General features: G+C 41.8%; 20 protein-coding genes. 12 read left to right on the forward strand and 8 right to left on the reverse strand.

What is annotated here, in order from left to right; all coding sequences use genetic code 11:
• Positions 1–7 precede the first annotated feature (7 nt).
• Complete coding sequence (locus F946_RS00765) at positions 8–2437, reverse strand: hypothetical protein (RefSeq protein ID WP_004977960.1); 2430 nt, start codon at positions 2435–2437, stop codon at positions 8–10.
• 231 nt (positions 2438–2668) lie between these two features.
• On the opposite strand from F946_RS00765, the gene F946_RS00770 reads away from it, so the two are divergent.
• Both F946_RS00770 and F946_RS00775 read left to right on the forward strand, forming a co-directional pair.
• Positions 2669–4492, forward strand: coding sequence for an acyl-CoA dehydrogenase C-terminal domain-containing protein (locus F946_RS00770; protein ID WP_004977963.1), 1824 nt, complete (start codon positions 2669–2671; stop codon positions 4490–4492).
• 210 nt (positions 4493–4702) lie between these two features.
• Positions 4703–5464 carry a substrate-binding domain-containing protein gene (locus tag F946_RS00775; RefSeq protein WP_004691388.1) on the forward strand — a complete coding sequence of 254 codons (762 nt, stop codon included), beginning with the start codon at positions 4703–4705 and terminating at the stop codon, positions 5462–5464.
• 125 nt (positions 5465–5589) lie between these two features.
• Here F946_RS00775 and hchA read toward each other — a convergent pair whose 3' ends face one another.
• Complete coding sequence (gene hchA, locus F946_RS00780; RefSeq protein ID WP_004691391.1) at positions 5590–6459, reverse strand: glyoxalase III HchA; 870 nt, start codon at positions 6457–6459, stop codon at positions 5590–5592.
• A 500-nt stretch (positions 6460–6959) separates the two neighbouring features.
• On the opposite strand from hchA, the gene F946_RS00785 reads away from it, so the two are divergent.
• On the forward strand, positions 6960–7340 hold the full coding sequence (locus F946_RS00785) for a hypothetical protein (protein ID WP_004977970.1): 381 nt from the start codon (positions 6960–6962) through the stop codon (positions 7338–7340).
• Positions 7341–7433: 93 nt separating this feature from the next.
• On the opposite strand, the gene F946_RS00790 is transcribed toward F946_RS00785, so the two are convergent.
• Entirely contained in the window at positions 7434–8708 is a 1275-nt protein-coding gene (locus tag F946_RS00790) for a DUF1254 domain-containing protein (protein WP_228128095.1), read from the reverse strand.
• 297 nt (positions 8709–9005) lie between these two features.
• Complete coding sequence (gene hemW, locus F946_RS00795; RefSeq protein ID WP_035326223.1) at positions 9006–10160, reverse strand: radical SAM family heme chaperone HemW; 1155 nt, start codon at positions 10158–10160, stop codon at positions 9006–9008.
• Between the two features lie 124 nt (positions 10161–10284).
• Here hemW and F946_RS00800 point away from each other — a divergent pair, with 124 nt between their 5' ends.
• Positions 10285–10746 carry a DMT family transporter gene (locus tag F946_RS00800; RefSeq protein WP_035326225.1) on the forward strand — a complete coding sequence of 154 codons (462 nt, stop codon included), beginning with the start codon at positions 10285–10287 and terminating at the stop codon, positions 10744–10746.
• 101 nt (positions 10747–10847) lie between these two features.
• Entirely contained in the window at positions 10848–12149 is a 1302-nt protein-coding gene (locus F946_RS00805) for an MATE family efflux transporter (RefSeq protein ID WP_080632284.1), read from the forward strand.
• 55 nt (positions 12150–12204) lie between these two features.
• Here F946_RS00805 and F946_RS00810 read toward each other — a convergent pair whose 3' ends face one another.
• Positions 12205–12414: a DUF1737 domain-containing protein gene (locus F946_RS00810; RefSeq protein WP_004691402.1), complete on the reverse strand. Its 210-nt coding sequence runs from the start codon at positions 12412–12414 to the stop codon at positions 12205–12207.
• Between the two features lie 192 nt (positions 12415–12606).
• Between F946_RS00810 and F946_RS00815 the strand changes: the two genes are divergently transcribed.
• Both F946_RS00815 and F946_RS00820 read left to right on the forward strand, forming a co-directional pair.
• Positions 12607–13905: an ABC1 kinase family protein gene (locus F946_RS00815; RefSeq protein ID WP_004977980.1), complete on the forward strand. Its 1299-nt coding sequence runs from the start codon at positions 12607–12609 to the stop codon at positions 13903–13905.
• 129 nt (positions 13906–14034) lie between these two features.
• On the forward strand, positions 14035–14289 hold the full coding sequence (locus F946_RS00820) for a type B 50S ribosomal protein L31 (protein WP_004691406.1): 255 nt from the start codon (positions 14035–14037) through the stop codon (positions 14287–14289).
• 115 nt (positions 14290–14404) lie between these two features.
• Here the strand turns inward: F946_RS00820 and crcB are convergent, their stop codons facing one another.
• Entirely contained in the window at positions 14405–14782 is a 378-nt protein-coding gene (gene crcB, locus F946_RS00825) for a fluoride efflux transporter CrcB (RefSeq protein WP_004977981.1), read from the reverse strand.
• A gap of 387 nt (positions 14783–15169) precedes the next feature.
• Between crcB and F946_RS00830 the strand changes: the two genes are divergently transcribed.
• Positions 15170–15502, forward strand: coding sequence for a HopJ type III effector protein (locus F946_RS00830; protein WP_004977984.1), 333 nt, complete (start codon positions 15170–15172; stop codon positions 15500–15502).
• Positions 15503–15720: 218 nt separating this feature from the next.
• Here F946_RS00830 and F946_RS00835 read toward each other — a convergent pair whose 3' ends face one another.
• A complete protein-coding gene (locus F946_RS00835; protein ID WP_004691412.1) occupies positions 15721–16281 on the reverse strand; it encodes a hypothetical protein in 561 nt (186 codons plus the stop codon).
• Between the two features lie 173 nt (positions 16282–16454).
• Here F946_RS00835 and F946_RS00840 point away from each other — a divergent pair, with 173 nt between their 5' ends.
• A complete protein-coding gene (locus tag F946_RS00840) occupies positions 16455–17096 on the forward strand; it encodes a class I SAM-dependent methyltransferase (RefSeq protein ID WP_004977986.1) in 642 nt (213 codons plus the stop codon).
• 62 nt (positions 17097–17158) lie between these two features.
• Here the strand turns inward: F946_RS00840 and F946_RS00845 are convergent, their stop codons facing one another.
• A complete protein-coding gene (locus F946_RS00845; protein WP_004977988.1) occupies positions 17159–17632 on the reverse strand; it encodes a Holliday junction resolvase-like protein in 474 nt (157 codons plus the stop codon).
• 123 nt (positions 17633–17755) lie between these two features.
• Here F946_RS00845 and F946_RS00850 point away from each other — a divergent pair, with 123 nt between their 5' ends.
• The 3 genes from F946_RS00850 (at position 17756) to sodC (ending at position 20356) form a co-directional block, all read left to right on the forward strand.
• Positions 17756–18400: a ParA family protein gene (locus F946_RS00850; protein WP_004977991.1), complete on the forward strand. Its 645-nt coding sequence runs from the start codon at positions 17756–17758 to the stop codon at positions 18398–18400.
• Positions 18401–18537: 137 nt separating this feature from the next.
• Positions 18538–19659, forward strand: coding sequence for an AI-2E family transporter (locus tag F946_RS00855; protein ID WP_171065377.1), 1122 nt, complete (start codon positions 18538–18540; stop codon positions 19657–19659).
• A gap of 145 nt (positions 19660–19804) precedes the next feature.
• Positions 19805–20356, forward strand: a complete 552-nt coding sequence (gene sodC, locus F946_RS00860; RefSeq protein WP_004977995.1) for a superoxide dismutase family protein — start codon at positions 19805–19807, stop codon at positions 20354–20356.
• Positions 20357–20419: the final 63 nt, after the last annotated feature.

Here is a 20419-nt window from a genome sequence, read left to right on the forward strand (position 1 = left end):
TTTCAGATTAGTTCATGTGTTTCTGTACGGCTTTATAGGTCTCGTAATAGGTCGAATCGCTAAAGAAGTCGTCATGTTCAAGCTTCAAACCTTGCAACGATTTTTCTGTCAATTGACCTTTTAAGTCATCTGCAAATGCTTTAGCAAAGACTTGTGCAGACTGAGTCAAATATGCAGTTTGCTCTTGGTCAATTTCATAGGTATTGGTAAATTTGTCTTGATAGACTTGAGCAAAGACCGCTTGCTTGGTTTTGTATTTCTTCGCCAAATCCTTCCATTGCTGATTTTCTTGTACATCTTCCAGTGCATCATTAACGATATTGGCGATACTTTCACCCAGCTCATCAAAGTCTTGTTCATGTTGTAAAGCATGTTTTTGACGTAACTGATTCAGACGTTTAAGTGCTGCACCCTTCGGCTCTGCAACATCCATGAACTCATAGGCATACACTTCTGAAATTTCATTGATGGTCGCTGAGCTATAGTAACGAATATACTCTGGACGTTGTGCGGCAAACATCAAAGCAAATACCGCTTGATACGCTTTAACTTCAGAATGCTGACGTGCATAGCTTTGCTGCGCTGCCTGCTGGTAATAATCTGAAATAGCCTTAGGTAATTCTGTTGTGCTTGATGATGCGCTCTCTACACTTGATGAATCTGCACCTAACGGGCCCAGCATGCCTTTCACTACATTTTCCAGTAATGAACCTTTAGACACTTCCTCAATCGATTTGGCATTTCTTAAAGCTTGACGGTCAATGGCCGTCGCACTGCCATAATTAAATACCTGATTGGTGCTCTTAATTTGTAGCTTACCAATTTGCTCATCGCTAATCACAATGTTGTAATCCATGTTTTGCGCACGACCTTTTTGGTCGAGTCCAACATCCATCACAAACGGTGAACGCTCGCTACCCAGCTGTGCCATGATCGGTGTAATTTCAGCCTGATGTTTTTGCCAAAGTTGTTTAAAGCTTTGTGCGTCTACCAGTTGCTCTGTTTGATACGCGGTAAAGAGTGGTTTCAACTCTTCCAAAACATTGGTCGCTACTTGTCCAAAAGTCTCTTCATCTACAGATTGATTGGTTACTTTAGGTGCAAGTACATCAATATCTTGATAATCACGGCATGCGGTCACTTTACCAATAGGAATGCTCTTGCTGTTGATGAGCGCATCGCAAGCTTCTTCAGATAGCGTATTTGGTGCTACAGAAGCAGACACTTCAGTTGCTGTCTCATCAGCATCTTCTGTCGCGGCCTGCGCATAAGCCACATCTGCTGCTGCATCAACCGTAGCATCGGCAGCGGCATCTACAACAATGTCTTGTTCATCGCTCTGCCCATAACCACGCAAGTTCTGCATTTTTTGGTTCACCAAATGACTGACACGTTCGAGTGAATCATAGGCCGGGTCTTCACTTGCGCTACTTGCAGCACTCTCTGCTTCTTTCGCCGCCTGCATTGTTTCATCCGCTGCACTTGGTGTTTTTGCGGCATCTTCAATCAGACTCTCAGCATCAAAAGCTTGTATCTGCTGGGTATAATGCAGTTTATTGACGTATTCAAATAAGCCCAATTGTACTTGTGCTGTTTCTAAGTCACCCATATAGCGAATTTTCTTGCTTAGCCCCGCTTCTTTTTCTGACTTGCTTAAATCAACACTATGCACCTGATTTGGCTCTGCCAAAGCATATGGCAGTGCATTCATCTGCTTTAAGTATTCAGCAAACTTTTTAAAATCAATATTACCGAATGCTTCTTTATGCTTAGAAAAGTCAATGTAAGCAAAACGATCCTGACTTTCACGATTCACCATGAACGGCATAAAGGCAAAGTAGTTGGTGTAAAACTTATAGTCATTAAAATCAACCACCATCGGCAACTGTGCTTGCACTTGTAAGGTTGGTTTTTGATAACTTAACTGCAAAGTCAATGCTGCCAATTTTTGACGGAAATGCACAGAGCCTTGATAACTAAACTGTAAGTCATTGAGTAAATTCACCAAAGATTCTGCGATTTGAACCTTAGCAGAACGTGATTCACCACTGCCATACAGCGATGCATACGGATTTTGTTCACGCGCAAGTGCATCATATAAAGCTTGTTTTTCTTTGGCGGTAAAGGAAATCTTTTGATTTTTTAATAGTTGATCTAATTGTTTTTTCAACTCTGGGTCTAAGTTCGTCCCATTTGACTGAACATTGGACTTGGAATTTGACTGAGTATTTGGCTTGGACTCATTAAAATTAAAGTCAGATTGAATAGAGAATTGACCTTTAAAATCATAGCTGGCATTTTCAAACATGGCATTAAGACCATGCGTGGCTTGTTGCCCGAGCTGCTGATCTGAAGATGCATTGGATTTAATGACATGCTGAGTACACCCACTGATACTCAAACCCAATAAACAAAGTGTTATATATTTTAAGCGCATAATACTTGCTGAAAACCTGAGTTAATTATAGTTTATTAAAAAAGTACATGATCAAAAGACCATCGAGTCAGTGTAACAGAACTGTCTTTTTAGATTGATGATTTTATCTACCAATTCGCCTTTCTGACATTTTCTCAAGTCGGATCTATCAATGTATTTTGATACGATGTATGAATAATGAAATGATCGATTTAAATAATCCAATACTATTTCTAAATTAGGATTACACACATGCCTGCATATAAAGCTCCCTTACATGATATTCGCTTCTTAATGAATGAAGTGCTGGACTATCCTGCACATTATCAAACCCTATCGAATGGTGAAGCTGCCGACGCTGATACGGTAGATATGATCTTAGAAGGCGCAGCAGATTTTTGTGAAAATATTTTATCTCCTTTAAACCAATCGGGTGATGAAGAAGGCTGTACCTTCGACAATGGTGAAGTGAAAACACCAAAAGGCTTCAAAGACGCTTATGACCAGTTTGTCCAAGGTGGCTGGCAAGGTCTGTCTTTTCCAGAAGAATTTGGCGGTCAAAATTTGCCTCAATCTTTAAATCTGATCAAATCAGAAATGATGGGCACAGCAAACTGGTCATTCCAAATGTACCCAGGTTTAAGCGTTGGCTGTATGAACACCATTTTACAGTTTGGTACTGACGAACAGAAAAATCTGTATATGCCTAACTTAGTGGCAGGTACATGGTCAGGTACCATGTGTTTAACTGAACCTCAGTGTGGCACCGACTTAGGTCAAGTAAAGACCAAAGCAGAATTAAATGCCGATGGCACTTATAACATCTCAGGCACCAAAATCTTCATCTCTGCAGGTGAGCAAGATTTAACTGAAAACATCATTCACATCGTACTTGCTCGTCTTCCAGATGCACCTGCAGGCACCAAAGGAATTTCACTGTTCATTGTGCCTAAATTCTTGGTCAATGCAGACAGCAGCCTTGGTGAACGTAACCCTGTGACCTGTGGTTCGATTGAACATAAGATGGGGATTCGCGCTTCTGCAACCGCAGTGCTGAACTTTGACAATGCTGTCGGTTACTTGATTGGTGAGCCAAACAAAGGCTTACATGCCATGTTTACATTTATGAACACCGCACGTATCGGTACAGCAATTCAAGGTATTGCACATGCTGAGCTTTCTTTCCAAGGTGCACTTCCATATGCCAAAGAACGTATGTCGATGCGTGCACTTTCTGGCAAAAAAGATCCTGAAAAAGTCGCGGATGCCATTATTCATCACGCTGACGTTCGCCGTATGTTGCTGACACAAAAAGCGATTGCTGAAGGCGGTCGTTCAATGATTTATTATGCAGCACAAATTGCCGACAAAATGGCAGATGCGCTTGAGCGTGGCGATACTGCTGCATTTGAAGCACATGATGATCACTTAGGATTCTATACCCCAATTTTAAAAGGCTTCTTAACTGAATTGGGCTTGGAAGCTGCAAACCACGGTATGCAAGTCTATGGCGGTCATGGCTACATTAAAGAATGGGGCATGGAGCAAATTGCACGGGATGCACGTATTGCGACACTGTATGAAGGCACAACTGGTGTTCAAGCACTGGACTTAATTGGTCGTAAAGTACTTCTGACCTCTAAAGGTAAAGTGATTCGCGACTACACCACTGAAATTTTAAAATTCTGTGGTCAACAGGCACGCAACAAATACATGCGTCGTTTTGCATGGGACTTAACCAAAGTATGCGCACAATGGAATGCCTTAACGGTGCGCATTATGCTTGCAGCTCGTAAAGACCGTGACGTGGTATCTTCAGCTTCTGTCGATTTCTTGATGTTCTCTGGCTATGTGATGATGGCGTATTTCTGGGCACAACAAGCGGCTGTGGCTTCAGAAAAACTGGCTTCTGGTGAGGGTAAAGAATCTGCTGAATTCTATAAAGCGAAAATTAAAGTCGCTGACTTCTACTTCGAACGTTTGTTGCCACGGACCCAAGGTCATGCCGAAGCAATGGTCAATCCTTCAAAAACCATGACTTCTTTAGCACCTGAACACTTTAGCTTTGACTACTAATTAACAGTATTAGACCGATAAAAAGAGCGCCTAGGCGCTCTTTTTATTTCTTGTTCGACCTTATATTTCCATAAACCTGCAACTTCGTAGTTGCTGCTGTTCTCTTTCACATATTGCAAAAATCATTTAACAGAAAAAATAATATAAATATTCAATTACATCAGAAAAACAAATATGATCAGCATTCAAATATCAGTAAAGTAAATAACAATGTTAAAAATATATAAGCTGAGCTACTATATTTTTCCGCTCATGCTGGGCTTTTTATCAATGGACACTATTGCGGCAATCAATGTTTATGGTCCAGGTGGGCCAGCACCAGCGATGCATGAAGCAGCGAAACAATTTAAAAATAAGACAGGGATAGATGTCCATGTAACCGCTGGTCCTACTTCACAATGGGCCGACAAAGCCAAACTCGATGCAGACGTCATCTATAGCGGTTCGGAAGCGATGATGTCTGATTTTGAAAGCGTATTTGCCAACAAAATCGTAAAGGACTCAATTGAACCACTCTACTTACGCCCTGCTGCCATTTTAGTCAGAAAAGGCAATCCCAAACATATTCAGGGATTTAAAGATCTAAGTAAGCCAAACACTAAAGTTTTAGTCACACATGGCGCAGGCCAAGTGGGCATGTGGGAAGATATTGCGGGTAGAACGGGTAATATTCAGCTCACAAAATCATTCCGTAAAAATATCGCCATGTATGCACCCAATACAGGCGCAGCGAAAAAAGCATGGGAAGCGGACAGCAGCTATGATGCATGGTTGGTGTTTAATATTTGGGGAGTCAGTAATCCAGACATTGGGCAAATTATTCCGATCGAACCTGAACTGGTGATTTACCGTGATGCAGGTGTTGCACTAACTCAGCACAGTCTAAAAAATCCTGAAGCAAAAAGTTTTGTTACGTTTTTAAGTTCTGCTCAAGGCAGTGCGATTTTTAAACAGTTTGGTTGGAGCAAATAAATCTTTAAATTTAAGCCTTTATCCACATTAAAGAGAAGTTTCCAAGCTTAGATAATAGAACCTTTAATAAGCAAATCAGACATAAAAAAGAGCGCCACGGCGCTCTTGATTTCAGAAAACAATAATTACTGAACCTCGGCCAAAAGCGCTTGTGCTGCCATTTTACCCAAGGTATTCGATGCCAAAGGACTATCTCCTGTAATTAGCTTACGGTCTTGAATACACTGTCCCGACATCTCTTTATTGACCACTTCAACACCCAACTTTTCTAAGCGATCTGCCAGTAACCATGGTAACTCCCCCGGCATATAGCCAATTTCTAAGTTGGTCCCTTGATCGAGTGCATCGGGGAAAACACACATTTTGTACCCTTTAAAAATATAATTTTCAGGGGCTTCATTAAATGCGGCAGCCAATAAGCCTGCTGGCCCATGACACAGCGAAATGACAAATTTATCTTTTGCCACCGCCCACTTCAGTAAGGTTTTTAAGTCTTCACTTTGAGGTAAACCAATCAAAGCACCATGCCCACCGGGAATAAGAACGGCCAAATAGGGAGAGTCATCACCTAAACTGTTTTTCAGTACATCTGCCAGTTTTAAGGGTTTCTTAAATTGGGCTAAGTATTTTTGAAATGTTGCAGGCACGACAGCATCTTCATGGGGCATCGCCCACATTTCAAGTTTAACGGGATTGCCGGATAACGTAGCAATATCAATGTCAAAGCCTGCGCGATCTAAATGATACATAGGCAGTAAAGTTTCTACTGGGTGGTTGCCTGTGGAGAAGAACTTGCCATTTTTCATCAGTAGATAACGCTCATCGCTTGCGACCATCAAAACTTTTTTATGCCCAATATAGGGTGTTGGATAGTCGGTTCCATCGAAGTCGGTTTTACTGGCGGTGTATTGGGAAAGTGAATAAGGCGATGGAAAGAATGCATTATCTTCAGCTAAATCAGGGCTTGGATTACGGTCTTGGCTGGTCTGTGCCATGCTGATTCTCCTTTATTATTGCTTGGTTATTTTCAGTTTTACGAAACCTAGAGTTCTGTATTACAGCTCATTTATTCAGCATAACAAAGTTTCAAAGTGGCTCTGTTTTAAGATGTAAATATAAGCTTGCCTATATGACAAGATAAACATTTGGACAATAAAAAACCCCGACATCCTGTCGGGGTTTTTCGTATTAAGTGCTGAGGTATGACTCCTGTCGTACCTTCGTCCTTGAGCTGATCTTTATTGTTATTCTATTGGAGCATCCTGCTCTCTATGGTTCTATATTAGAAAATTTACAAGCATGCGTATAGGCGCAAAAAGCGGGAATTGATGTAAGCTAATTCGTACAAATGAATCAACGCTATTCATTATCGGCCGAATCAAAAATGGCTGACCATTTAAAGCCTGATGATTATTAACTCGCTTAATTTCACGCGCAGGTATTCTTTTAGACTTTATGTTTTAATTCTTGTGTATTTTATCTGGATTTAATCCTGATGAGAAAGCAATATCATTTTAGAAAAGTTGAAAACGATACCTATATTTGGGATGTCGATCGCTTGATCGAACTCACTCAATCTTTTCAAGTCAGACAAGTTCCGCTATCAGACATCAAGGAATTAGACGAAGCTTATTGGTATCCAGATACTCACCCAACCACTCATGAAATTATTGCGCATATGCAACTCATTCAAGAGGCAGATTTATCTTATCCCATCATTTTATGTTCTCAAGGTCGCTTGATGGATGGTATGCACAGAGTGGGAAAAGCAAAGATTTTAGGCAAGGCGTCGATTTCTGCGGTTCAATTTGATACAAATCCGCAACCTGACTTTATCAATGTGCATGAAGATGATCTGATCTATGATGACAAGTGAATAAATTAAAAACAATTGAAATCAATCTCATATTGATAAAAAAGCCCAGAACTGAAGTCTGAGCTTTTTTGAATAGACTATTACATCAAAGTCTTACTTCACCACTTCTATCACAGGCATTGAATATTTACCCTCTTGCATGGCTTTACTTGGACCGTACATTCTTAAAATGATATAGCTGTCTTTATTTGGAATCGGTAGAAAGTTTGAATTGTTGGCATTAGCTTTTTCATCAGAACTTAATTCTATGGTGTACAGACCATCTGCACCCGCTTTAAGTGTACGGTCACCACGACTATGACGATTCATTTCGTTATGTGCCATAAGCTTATTATCTGAACCATAGACCGTAAATGACCAGAACTGACTCACTTCTGGCGCTTTAACGTGTATTTTGTACTTTTTACCATTTGAGCCATTAATATTTTTACCATCTGATCCAACATCAGTTTTTAAGTACACGGTTTCAGTTGGTGGTAACCCCCACTGACCAATATAGGTTCCTTCTGCAAATAGGTCGCGAGGGCCATCACCCAATTGCTCACGAGTACCTAATAAATTACTAGAATTGGACAATTTAGGTAAAAGGTCTTTAAGATGCTGCATACCAAGTTTTTCACCTACTTTAGCAGCCGCCAATTGCTCTTGAGTAAACTTATAATTACAAGGTGCAATACCCATTGCCTTGTATTGGCTAACCCACTTTTTATCTGCCTCTGCCATTGTGCCTTCACAAAGCATAAAGTTGACACGTTCTAACCAAGAAGTATTTTCTGGGTTTGGATAGTTTCTTTCTTTTTGTTTTGGCCCTGCTTCACCCAAATACTCAGATAAAGTTCGAATGTTCCATTGATCCATATAATTTAGGGCTTTTTTCTCATCTTCTTTGCCTGTCGCCATAATACGACCCATCATTTTTTGCAAATCAGATTCGACATAAATCACTTGGTCGACACTTTCAGGTACAGTACCTTTCCAAGATTTTGAAGCAAACATGAAACGACCACCTTTAGTGCCACGCGTTCTGGCACCAATCATGGCTGTAGTGTAGTGACCCATGTCCATGGTGTGCAAAATCCAATAACGCCCCTTATCAAAATCTGGAATAATCACAATAACAGGTTCTGTACCTACATCTAACCAACCCATTAAGTGCAAGGTATCATTATTAATACTTGGGTGAGCAGTATATGTATCATCCGCGAGTTGACGAATATTTTGGAACCGATTTAATGGGGTGTTAGTTTCAACCGTTGTTTTATAGAAATATTTATAGGCTTCATCAATGGAGTAGCCATACAAATAAGCATCTTCAGCAACTTGATCTGGAATCGCTGCATTCGACGTAGAGCCTACCGCTCCAAGCATTATGAGTGATAATAGTCCTATTTTTTTCATATTATTCCCTTAGTATTATAAATTACTGGGTACTTTTATCATTTTTTAATATTCTTTTTCACCACTCAAATGAATGGTTGTTAAATCTAAATTGAAAGATTCTTCATCTACGGTTCTCATTTCTTCTAAATCCAGTCTTTGCCATTTTCTTCTGTTAAACAAAGAGTCTGTATTATTAAATTTTTGATTCCATAGAAAAAGGCATATTCATTCCCTCTATACCGACGAATAAATATGCCTTATTAAAAGATAGCTTACTTAAAAAACTTAGATAAATTCTTCCAACACTGAGTTTAAAAATACATGCCCTTGCTCGGTACACGCTAAACGCGTCGCATCATCCACCATTAATTTTCGACTGCGTAGTGAGTCTAAAGTTTCAGCCAGACTATCCAGATTCAAACCTGTCCGCTGCGCATAATTTTCAGCAGTAACTCCATCATTTAAACGCAAAGCATTCATCATAAACTCAAATGGAAGTTCGTCGGCTTCAATGCGCTTAAACTGCACATGCTCCGCAGGGACTTTAGCCAAATAGTCTTTGGGTAAACGAGTTTTCTGGAACCGATAGACCCCATCTGGCTGGGTCACTTTGGCATGTGCACCTGCACCTATCGCTAAATAGTCGCCAAACTGCCAGTAATTCAAATTATGCGCGGAAGGCTGCTCTTTACGCCATGCCGAAACTTCATAATTGATAAAACCCTGCGCTTTTAAATAAGCTTCACCTTGGGCTTGAATCTCTTCAAGCACATCGTCCACAGGTAAGACAGGCTTGGTTCTAAAGAATACGGTATTCGGTTCAATCGTGAGTTGATACCATGAAATATGGGTTGCACCATTGTCCACGGCAAGCTTCAAATCCAGTAGAGCTTGCTCTAAAGTCTGTTCAGGTAAACCATGCATCAGGTCGACATTAATACGTTTAAAACCTGCATCACGCGCAAGGCCAATTGCTGAAATCGCATCGGCGTTACTGTGAATTCGTCCCAACTTGGTTAAATGTTCAGTATTAAAACTTTGCACCCCTATCGACAAACGATTGATACCTGCTGCCAAATAATCGGTAAAAGGGTCATGTTCGACTGTACCTGGATTAGCTTCTAAGGTAATTTCACAATCCGCCTCAAAAGGCAGTAATGCTTTTAACTGGGCAAATAACCATTGATACCCTTGTGCTGAAATCAAAGACGGCGTTCCGCCGCCAATAAACACACTATGAATGTGACGCCCTTGAGTAAACTCAAGTTGAGTTTTAAAGTCTTTCACCAAAGCATATAAATATTCTTGCTGTAAATCTAAAGATAGTTTGCCATCTGGCACCGCATGCGAGTTAAAGTCGCAATAGGGACACTTACGCACACACCACGGCATGTGAATATATAAAGACAACGGAATATTTGCAGGATGTAAATCAGTCAAGGAAGAGACTCTAAAGCACAGCGATAATCTTGCATATTTTAACATGACTGCATCAAGACACTTATGAAATCTGTGTTTATTTGGATTAGACTAATAAAAAGACAAGAAGAATGAATGGTTTAAAATGATGAAAATATCGAGCCACTTGCTGTTTATGCTACCACTGGCCTTTGGTATTGGCATTGCTATGACTTTTCAAACGGCACTAAATACACAACTCAGAGAATATTTTTACTCTCCACTACAAGCCGCATTGTTATCCTTCTTCATTGGAACCTGCGTTTTAGCGCTTTTGGTTGTACTCCAACCTGTGGACAAACCACAGTTACATGATTTTTCCAATATTCCATGGTACTTATGGCTCGGTGGTTGCTTAGGGGTTTATGCCATCAGTATAAGCATCTATACTGCGCCTAAATTAGGCTTTCTCACGTTTTCAGGTTTGGTTATTTTTGGACAAATCCTGACCTCCGTGATTTTTGACCATTATGGTCTACTTGGTACCGAAAAAACCCCTGTCAATTGGCAGCGTTTACTTGGTGGCGTCGTAATTTTTATTGGTGTGCTTCTCACTTTACAACGCTGAATTTATTTAGACCAAGCACATAATGAATATGAGTAATTTTTGTGTCGACTACAAATAAAATCACGTCCCATCGTTTCGAATTAAAAAAGTTATTGGTGTTAATGCTACCCATCCTGATCACGCAGTTTTCTCAAGCGGGTCTCGGGTTAATTGATACCATCATGGCTGGACATTTATCCCCTACTGATTTAGCCTCGATTGCCGTCGGTGTCGGTTTATGGATACCAGTGATGTTGCTGTTCAGCGGCATCATGATTGCGACAACACCATTGGTGGCAGAAGCCAATGGCGCACGCACCCCTGAAAAAATCGCCACCATTGCCCGTCAATCCCTTTGGGTAGCCTTTATTTTGGGGAGCATTGCGGGTTTAATTTTACAAAGCATGCCACTCTTACTGCCACTCATGGGTGTACCTGCAAACTTACTGCCGAAAGCTAGCCTATTTTTACATGCCATTGGTTTTGGCATGCCTGCGGTGACTATGTATGCAGCACTGCGTGGATACTCAGAAGCGCTCGGCCATCCACGTCCTGTGACCGTCATTAGCTTAGCGGCCTTGGTTCTTTTGGTTCCACTGAACTTTGTCTTTATGTATGGTTTCGGCCCAATTCCAGCGCTCGGTTCAGCAGGCTGCGGATTTGCCACTGCGATTTTACAGTGGATCATGTTTTTCACCTTAGCCACTTACATTTTTAAAGCCTCGGCGTATCAAAAAACTCAAGTGTTTAGCACTTGGGAGAAGATGGATCGCTATTGGATCGAGCGTATTTTAAAACTTGGCCTACCCATTGGCTTAGCCATTTTCTTCGAAGTCAGTATTTTTAGTACCGCTGCAATTATTCTCAGTCCATTGGGTGAAACCATTGTGGCAGCGCATCAAATTGCAATGTCGGTCACCTCTCAGTTGTTTATGATTCCGATGTCCCTTGCCATCGCCCTGACTATTCGTGTCGGGACTTACTATGGCGAGAAAAACTGGGAGGCTATGCGAAAGGTGCAAAAACTCGGACTGGCTACAGGTACGGTTTTGGCGCTGATGACCATGCTACTGATTGCACTGTTTCGTCCTGAAATTGTGGCGATTTATACCTCGGATCATGAAGTATCGGAAGTTGCGATGTATTTACTGCTGTTCGCACTCGCCTACCAACTGATGGACGCTTGGCAAATTAGTGCTGCAGGCTGCTTACGTGGCATGCAAGATACCAAAGGCCCAATGTGGATCACAATGGTTGCCTATTGGATCGTGGCTTTCCCAGTCAGTATCTATTTGGCGCGCTACACCAATATAGGTGCGGCAGGTGTTTGGATTGGACTGATTGTCGGTTTAAGCGTGGCGTGTGCCCTGCTCTTGCTCCGACTTTATAACAACAATAAACGCCTCAGTCAGGACTATCCATAAGTTATGCCTTGTGCTGAATAGGAAGGAGTCAGCCTCTTCTCCTATTCCAGCTGTTCTACTGCTGTGCCAAAGCGTCTTTCAGACCTTGCGGCACTTCACTCTCATCCTCAACGTCTTTAACCACCACCTGCCCAACGATCACCTCACTACCATTAAAGGTCATGGTGGGTGAACCATACAGACTATAGCCTTCATTCAGTGCTTTGGTGACGCGCGCGCAAAAATGCACATCGTCCTTGCCTGTAAAATAACGATAAACTTTCATTTATTTCATACTCAAAATTATTCGCACAGTGTAACGCGATTTTTAAATGCAGAGACATCCTGTGTGCAATTCACTCAATTGACCACTATTATTTAAATAGAAACATCAGCTTAACAATTTAAAGTAGGCAGTTTTGCATTTGTCGCCTATGATCAAATCTGAGATGTAATGAGATGCCCCGAGGAATATCGCATGGCAAATACGACTCGTACGCCCGGTCGTCGCTTTATGAAACTTGCCAGCATGACGGCAAGTATCGCAACCAAGACTGTGACCAATTCAATTAAAAACTTCAATGCCGATGAAGATAAAAAAAATGCGGCGCGCAGTCAGCTTTTTCAGGACATTGGACTTCAAATTGCAGACACCTTAGGTGAAATGAAAGGTGCCGTGATGAAAGTCGGGCAAATTGCATCTCAATACAAAGACATTTTTCCGCCTGAAGTGGCACGTGCAATTAGTAAATTACAACGACAAGCGCCTGCGATGCCTTTTCAAGAGATCAAAGCTCAAGTTGAAAAAGAACTCGGCAAACCGCTCAATCAAATTTTTACCTCTTTTGATGAACAACCCTTTGCCGCAGCCTCCATTGGCCAAGTGCATAAAGCCACTTTACCGAGTGGTGAGCAAGTTGTGGTTAAAGTTCAATATCCGGGTGTAGAAGAGGCCTGTGAAAGCGACTTAAAACAAGTCCGTTTAGCGCTACGCCTAATGGGTGTACTTAAAATTGACCGTAAGCTGCAAGATCAACTCTTTAAAGAAATTCAGGACAGTTTGGACAATGAGCTAAACTATCAAATAGAAGCCCAAAACTTAGAGGTCGCACGCACCTTTCATCAAGCTTTAGACCCTAAAATTATTATTCCTCAAGTCTACAAAGACTATTCAAGCCGCCATATTTTGACCTTAAGCTTAGAGCACGGCGAAAGTATTGAAACTGCCAGTACATGGTCACAAGAAACGCGCAATGAACTGGGCCGTCGTTTATTCCGTGCCATTGGTCGTGAGATTTTCTTTCTAAAACGCTTTCACTGCGACCCCCACCCGGGCAACTTTGCCTTTCGTGAAGATGGTAGCGTGATCGTATATGACTACGGCGGTGTCAAAACCCTATCGACTGAAATCGTAATGCATTTTAAGCAGCTGATTCAAGCAGCGCGCGACAGTGATATCTTGGCTATGGAACAGCAATTGACTGCTTTACACTCTATGTCTGAGCAAGGCAAGTTCCCTGCCGAACTGTATGAAGCATGGTTAGAAGTACTCATGCGTCCACTGACTACTTTGTATGACTTTGCTGAGAACTCAGCGCATCATGATGGTATTGAACTGGTCAAACCATCGCTAAAATACTGGGATGTGTTTAAACCCTCACCCGATACACTAATGGTCAATCGCACAGTCTCAGGGCATTATTGGAACCTGATTCATCTCAAAGTGCACGACAACCTCAATGATCTATTTGAAGAGTTGGTCCCGCCTCCTGCCTAAATAAAGACTGCGGGCACGATAAAATCGCTACAACTCAATAAACCCAGTTACATAAAGTCACTGGGTTTATTTTGACTTCCTTGTTGTTATATTATAACATTTCAAAATAATATATTTAAGGAGAAGTCTATGCGTGCCAATATTCATCCAGAGTATCGTGAAGTCCTGTTCCATGACACCAATGCCGACGCGTTTTTCGTGATCGGCAGTACCTTACAAAGTCATCAAACTCGTGAGTATGAGGGCAAGACTTATCCCTACGTCAGTTTAGATATCTCAAGTGCTTCACATCCGTTTTATACGGGTGAGCAACGTCAAACTAGTAATGAAGGTCGTGTTGCAAGCTTCAATAAACGTTTCGCGCGTTTCAAACGCTCACAATAATTTCATTTTTCTTTAAGCTATACGCGTTATAGTAAAGATATCAAGAAGCCTAAGACCTCCTCCAGCTTAGGCTTCTTTTTTATGCGTTCTTTTCTGGTTCTGACCAGCGTTTTTCTTAATGTTTAAGCACACTATCTAACAGATAAAATCCGATCCCAAGCACGATGACACCCACCACTAAACTCGACAGCGCATAGCTCAACGCTAGGACAGTTTGTCCCTGTCTAAATAACTGAAAAGTTTCGAGGCCAAAACTAGAAAATGTCGTGAAACCGCCCAATATACCCACCATCAAAAATAAACGTGCTTCTTGTTGCAGTACTGGAAACTTCTGGCTAAATGCAAAAAAAACACCCGCAGCAAAACAACCGATGATGTTGATCCACCATGTTGGCCATGGAAAACTCATACTCGGTTTAAACAACCATAATCCTGCACCGTAGCGTAAACAGGCCCCTATTCCGCCCCCCATTGCCACCAAGATCCAATTCATTGACCTATCCTATTCTTTACAAAATGCGGTATGGATAAGTCCGAAGTTATCCACAGTTCATCAACTATAATGCTATTAAACCTGAATCAATCCTCGTACTTCAAGGTTTTTCAACATCGGTTGTTGATCCCTACATATCTTGCTGTCTCACTCTCAAAAGTGAACATCAGCATTCAAACTCACACATGCTTTACATGGGGTATTAAACCTAGCATCGCCGAATATCTTTACTTCCCCTAATGTACTCTATGACCAATACAACATAGATTCACAAAATCACTAGCACCGGTTCTTCATGCAAAACAGAAGGTTTTCTCTCAGGCAAAAACTCCCAAACATGCATTTTTTGGGTATGATGTCGACATAAATTTAGTCGGAAATAGACGCATGGCACAGGTACTATTGGCTCAGCTTGCAGCGGGCGAAGCAAGATTTTCAGATGTATTGGCTTTTATTGAAGCAGCCTATACACATACACCAACTGCATTTAAAAATGGTTTGCAGCACAATGCGGCAACTGAAAACCAAGGCAGCGCAAAAGTGTTTTCGTTTGCACAGCTTCAAGGCCTCGATCAAGCGCAAACTTTAAGCCTATTTGCAGAACACTATGCTTCTGTTTTAGCGACACCTGATGCAACAGATCATCAAAATATTCGTCAGTTCATGTTGAATGGATGGGATGGTATTGAGTTTGATGGTACGGCATTAACTGCAAAATAAAGATAAAAAACCACGTTCAAGTTACTTGAACGTGGTTTTAAACAAATACAATATTAATTTTATTATCAGATATTTATAAACACTATTAACATTGATACACCTATAAGCATCCACAGATTTGACAAGTAGGTTTCACGTGGAGCAAGACTTCATATGGCTATTAATCGCCTAGAAAACATTAAAACAGCACGATGAAGTAACTCAGCGCTACTTCCACATTACCCCTTTACCCGTTCGATCCATTGAATTGAACTGACCCGAAATACTTCACACGCACCATCGCCAGTATCAGTCGGGGTTAAGGATGAGGTCCAGACCATATCTTTGTCTTTAATTTCAACCAACTCACCTTTTAAACGAACCAAATCGCCACGTTTCACGTGTTTAATTTGTTTAGCAATTTCTGGGTTGGCTGGAATAATGTGCATATTCGACACCATTTGCATGGCTTGCTCGGCAGGCACAGGCAAACGATCGATTTTCCAGTTGAGATAACGGTCGTATTGATTCACGGTAATATGGCGTGCAATTTCAGGTTCAGCAAACAAGCCCCAACTCACGGCGTAGTCAATCGGGGAGAATTTCGCTTGTGCATCATCCGAATACATTTTAGAACCTAAAATTCGAAAATCACCTTTAAACGGTTTCAATACCGAAATCGATTGATCTTTAGAGGTCGGCGCTAAACCTTTGGCAATGTTGTAATCCACAGTGGCACTTGCACTGATGGGCAACAGCAAACTGCTGAGTAAACCGAGCAGGATAAATTTAGATTTCATTGCAAACCTCATTCCCATCGACCTAGGAAAATATGAACCAATTTCATCTTAGTCCACTTTCCTGAAAAGAAGCTTATGAACTTAGTAACATTGTGAACGAATTATGCAGTCTACTTTGAGCCACAGTACTTTTCAGTTAGGCTAGAGCTGAAGAACAGATCCCAAAAACAAACATGCTTTATAAATACTATCAACAACACATCTTTCCGCATGTCCTGAATCAGGTCATGCAAGTACCAAGCTTAATGGACAAGCGCCGCGAACTGCTTTTGCCGATTCAGGGAGAGGTATTGGAAATTGGTTTTGGTACAGGACTGAATCTACCCTTTTATCAAAATGTCGATACTGTCTTTGCCCTTGAACCCAGTCCAGAGATTTATCATTTGGCTTTAGATCGGGTACAAGCAGCAGCATTTGAAGTGCATCATGTACAAGCCCGTGCGGAAAAGCTGCCTTTTGCTGACCAGAGCCTTGAGCATGTGGTCAGTACATGGACACTGTGTAGTATTGCTGAGTTAGAACAGGCTTTGGCGGAAATATTACGCGTGCTCAAACCGGGTGGCACCTTACATGTGGTGGAGCACGTATTAAATACAAATAACCTTTATATTCAGTGCCTACAACACTTACTCACGCCTGTGCAAAAGCGTTTAGCCGATGGCTGCCATCTCAATCGAAACATTGAACAGGCCTTAAAAGCAGCAGGATTTAATATGATAGAACAGCACTACTTTTATGCCGAAGGTATTCCGAAACTCGGACAACTGATGTTTTTTGCACGTGCTCAAAAGCCACATTCAAGCGATGGGTCATGATAGCTATGTAGAAGGCATCTGCTATATAAAGCAAATGCTTTCATGGGTAGACATTTTCAAGCTTATTCGATCGTATCGAAGTCGATACGGACCGTTTCAAAACGAACCCGCCCTGCTTGAATCGCTTGCGCAATAGCAACTTGTCCTTTGGTTAACCTCGCCCCACCGCTTTTAATATCAATGAGAACAATTTCAATGTCCTCTGGTCTCCCTTCACCATCACGCAGGTCGGTATAGCCATCAAATACCACATAGTCGACAGGATCACCCAAAAACTTAGCATCACTAGGTAAGTATTCAAACTGGGGCATAATCGGTGCAAGTTGCTCCGCCATTTTGCCTTTAAGCACTGCACGGCTGGTATTGACGCTGCGCTTTTGTGCTTGAGCCAAAGTCTGCTGATGCTCTAATTCTAATTCGGCAATGTAGCGCTCATATTCTGCTTTGATGCGTCCATTTCGGCTGTGACTTAAAATAAGGGTGGTCAAAACCACACCAATTGCTGCACCGATCAACATTGCCATCCATATGGACATGGTTCTTTCCTAATTTTGTGCTACAGGTAGCAAGATTTAAACTTACAACTTTGGTTTGGTGTCATATCCGACACACAAAAGAATGATATGCTAGGGGTGAGCAGAATAAAATCATTTAAGGTCATGAAAACGATATTAATCGCCAACCAAAAAGGTGGCTGTGGCAAAACGATAACCGCAATCAATTTAGCTTCGGCACTCGCACAAAAAGGTTATAAAGTGGCTTTGGCCGATGCCGATAATCAAAAATCTGCTCGTCAGTGGTTAAAACAGCGTCCAGAGCAAGTGGCGCATATTCAAAGTTTAGATTGGCGCCATGAGAAGTCGATTGGTGAAGTGCCTAAAAACATTGAATATTTAATTATCGATGCGCCGGGTGCGCTGTCTGGTGAACATGCCGAACAACTGGTCAGTGAAGCACACGCGATTGTGACCCCACTGCAACCCTCGTTTTTTGATATTGACAGTACCCGTCGTTTTTTAAAGCATTTACAAGATATTAAACGCATTCGTAAAGGCAAAGTGCAAATTTTGCTTTTGGCTAATCGGGTCAAAGCCAACAGTGCCAGTGCCAAAGACATCCAAGATTTTTTTGCAAAAATTGAACAACAGCCTGTAGCGTGGATTTCAGAACGTACCGCGTATGGCCAATTGGCAATGCAGGGTTTAAGCGTATTTGATAAAACACAAAAGAATTACCTCTCCATTCAAAGCCAATGGCAACCGCTGCTCAACGCCATTGTCGATGACCCAAGTGCTTGGTTCTAAAATATTTTGCTATAGATAAAACGGGACTATTCCCTATTTATAGTCGGTTATTCACGAGAACTTACCAAGGGTACGTTCTCGTGCGCATTTTTTTCAGTTAATATGACTTTGACCTTAGAGATATAGCAGTGAATACCGTGCAACGATACGCACCAGCCTTACAAAAAGTATTGTTATTTGGACTGATTTTTATTCTGTTCTATTTGAGCTTTCAAGTCCTGAAATACTTTATTGTACCTGTGCTTTGGGCTGCGATTATTGCCTACATCACATGGCCTTTATATCACTCAGTGCAGAAACTCTGTGGACCACGTCCAACCTTAAGCGCCACCATCATGATCAGTATGGTGGTTTTAGTTGTCGGTATCCCGCTGACCTTTGCCATCTTTATGCTGCAGCATGAAGGCCGTAATCTATTTTATGAACTACAAAGACAAGTGTTCTCAGGTCACTTAGATGTCCCTCAATTTATTCGGGACTTGCCCATCATTGGTAAAGAAGTCACCCGTACCTTAAAAGAAATCAACACCGATCCGAACAGTATTGTACAAAATGTCTCGGGCTGGTTTCAAAGCCACTTAAACTATGGTCGTTTGGTGCTGAGTGAAATTAGTAAAAATATTTTTAAACTCTGCTTTGCGGTGATGTCGTTATTCTTCTTCTATCGTGACGGACAAACCATTTTAAATCAGGTCAGTAAAGCTTTGGAAATGGTGATTGGCCCACGTATCCACCACTATTTAGATACTATTTCTGAAACAACGCGTGCTGTGGTCTATGGAGTTGGCCTGACTGCAATTGCGCAAGCACTCTTGGCAGGCCTGAGCTATTTTGTTGCTGGTGTCCCAAACCCAATGGTACTGACCATTGTAACCTTTATCTTTGCACTCATTCCTTTTGGCCCACCTGTGGCATATAGCGCCGTGTCTTTATGGTTATTCTCTCAAGGGCAAACCATTGAAGCGATTGGAGTGATGGCGTGGGGTGTTTGTGTGGTCAGCACGGCAGACAATGTGATTCGCCCATTGGTGATCTCAGGTGCAACGCAAATTCCATTCTTACTCATCATGTTTGGTGTATTGGGTGGTTTAGCCAGCTTTGGTATGGTCGGCTTATTTGTCGGACCCGTGATTCTAGCGGTACTGTTAGCCATTTGGCGCGAATGGCTACATGAACAAGTCAATGAACCCCTAATGATGCCGAAAGCGACATTGGCCTATGATCCTCCTGAAGAGCCTTTAGATACACCCAAAAAATAAGTTCAGTTAAATGACGTGAACGCATGCTTTCATTGAAAGCATGCGTTTTTTTATGTCAGATACAAAAACACTCTACGGACAACATTGAACCCAAGCCCTGCCTTTGTTTGAATGGTTCTGAATTTTAAGGAAAAAAGGACCCAACATGTTGTCTTCTGCTTTCAAACTAAGCGCACTTGTGACTTTAATCGGTTTAGGGACTGTGGCATGTACCACGACTCCAACTGAAACCAACACGATGGTCAAAGACGTCGATGTACACGCCGTTTCAACTGCAGGTGTGGGACAAAAAATTGGTACCATTCGTTTTATTGATAGCCCTGTTGGTTTAGCGATTCAAACCAATTTGACTCAACTTCCACCCGGCCCACACGGTTTTCATATCCATGAAAAAGGTTCGTGTGATGTGGCTGAAAAAGAAGAAAAACCAGTGGCTGCTTTAGCCGCTGGGGGACACTTTAACCCAGAAAAAGCGCCAAACCACGGCACACCACTGAATGGCCATATGGGTGATTTACCAATCTTGAATGTCGACTCAGCAGGTAATGCAAAAGTCAATTTACTCGCTCCTCGCTTAAGTTTAGCTGACGTTGAGGGCTTAGCGGTGATGGTACATGCAGGTGGTGATAACTATTCAGATACACCTAAACCACTTGGCGGTGGCGGTGACCGTATCGCGTGTGGCGTGATTAAGTAACTCTATCGCCCCGTGCACTGTAAATAAAGTAGTGTTTTGACCTCACACCTGTGGATAAGTTTC

Source organism: Acinetobacter johnsonii ANC 3681 (assembly GCF_000368805.1).
In the GTDB taxonomy this organism is placed as follows: Bacteria; Pseudomonadota; Gammaproteobacteria; order Pseudomonadales; family Moraxellaceae; genus Acinetobacter; species Acinetobacter johnsonii.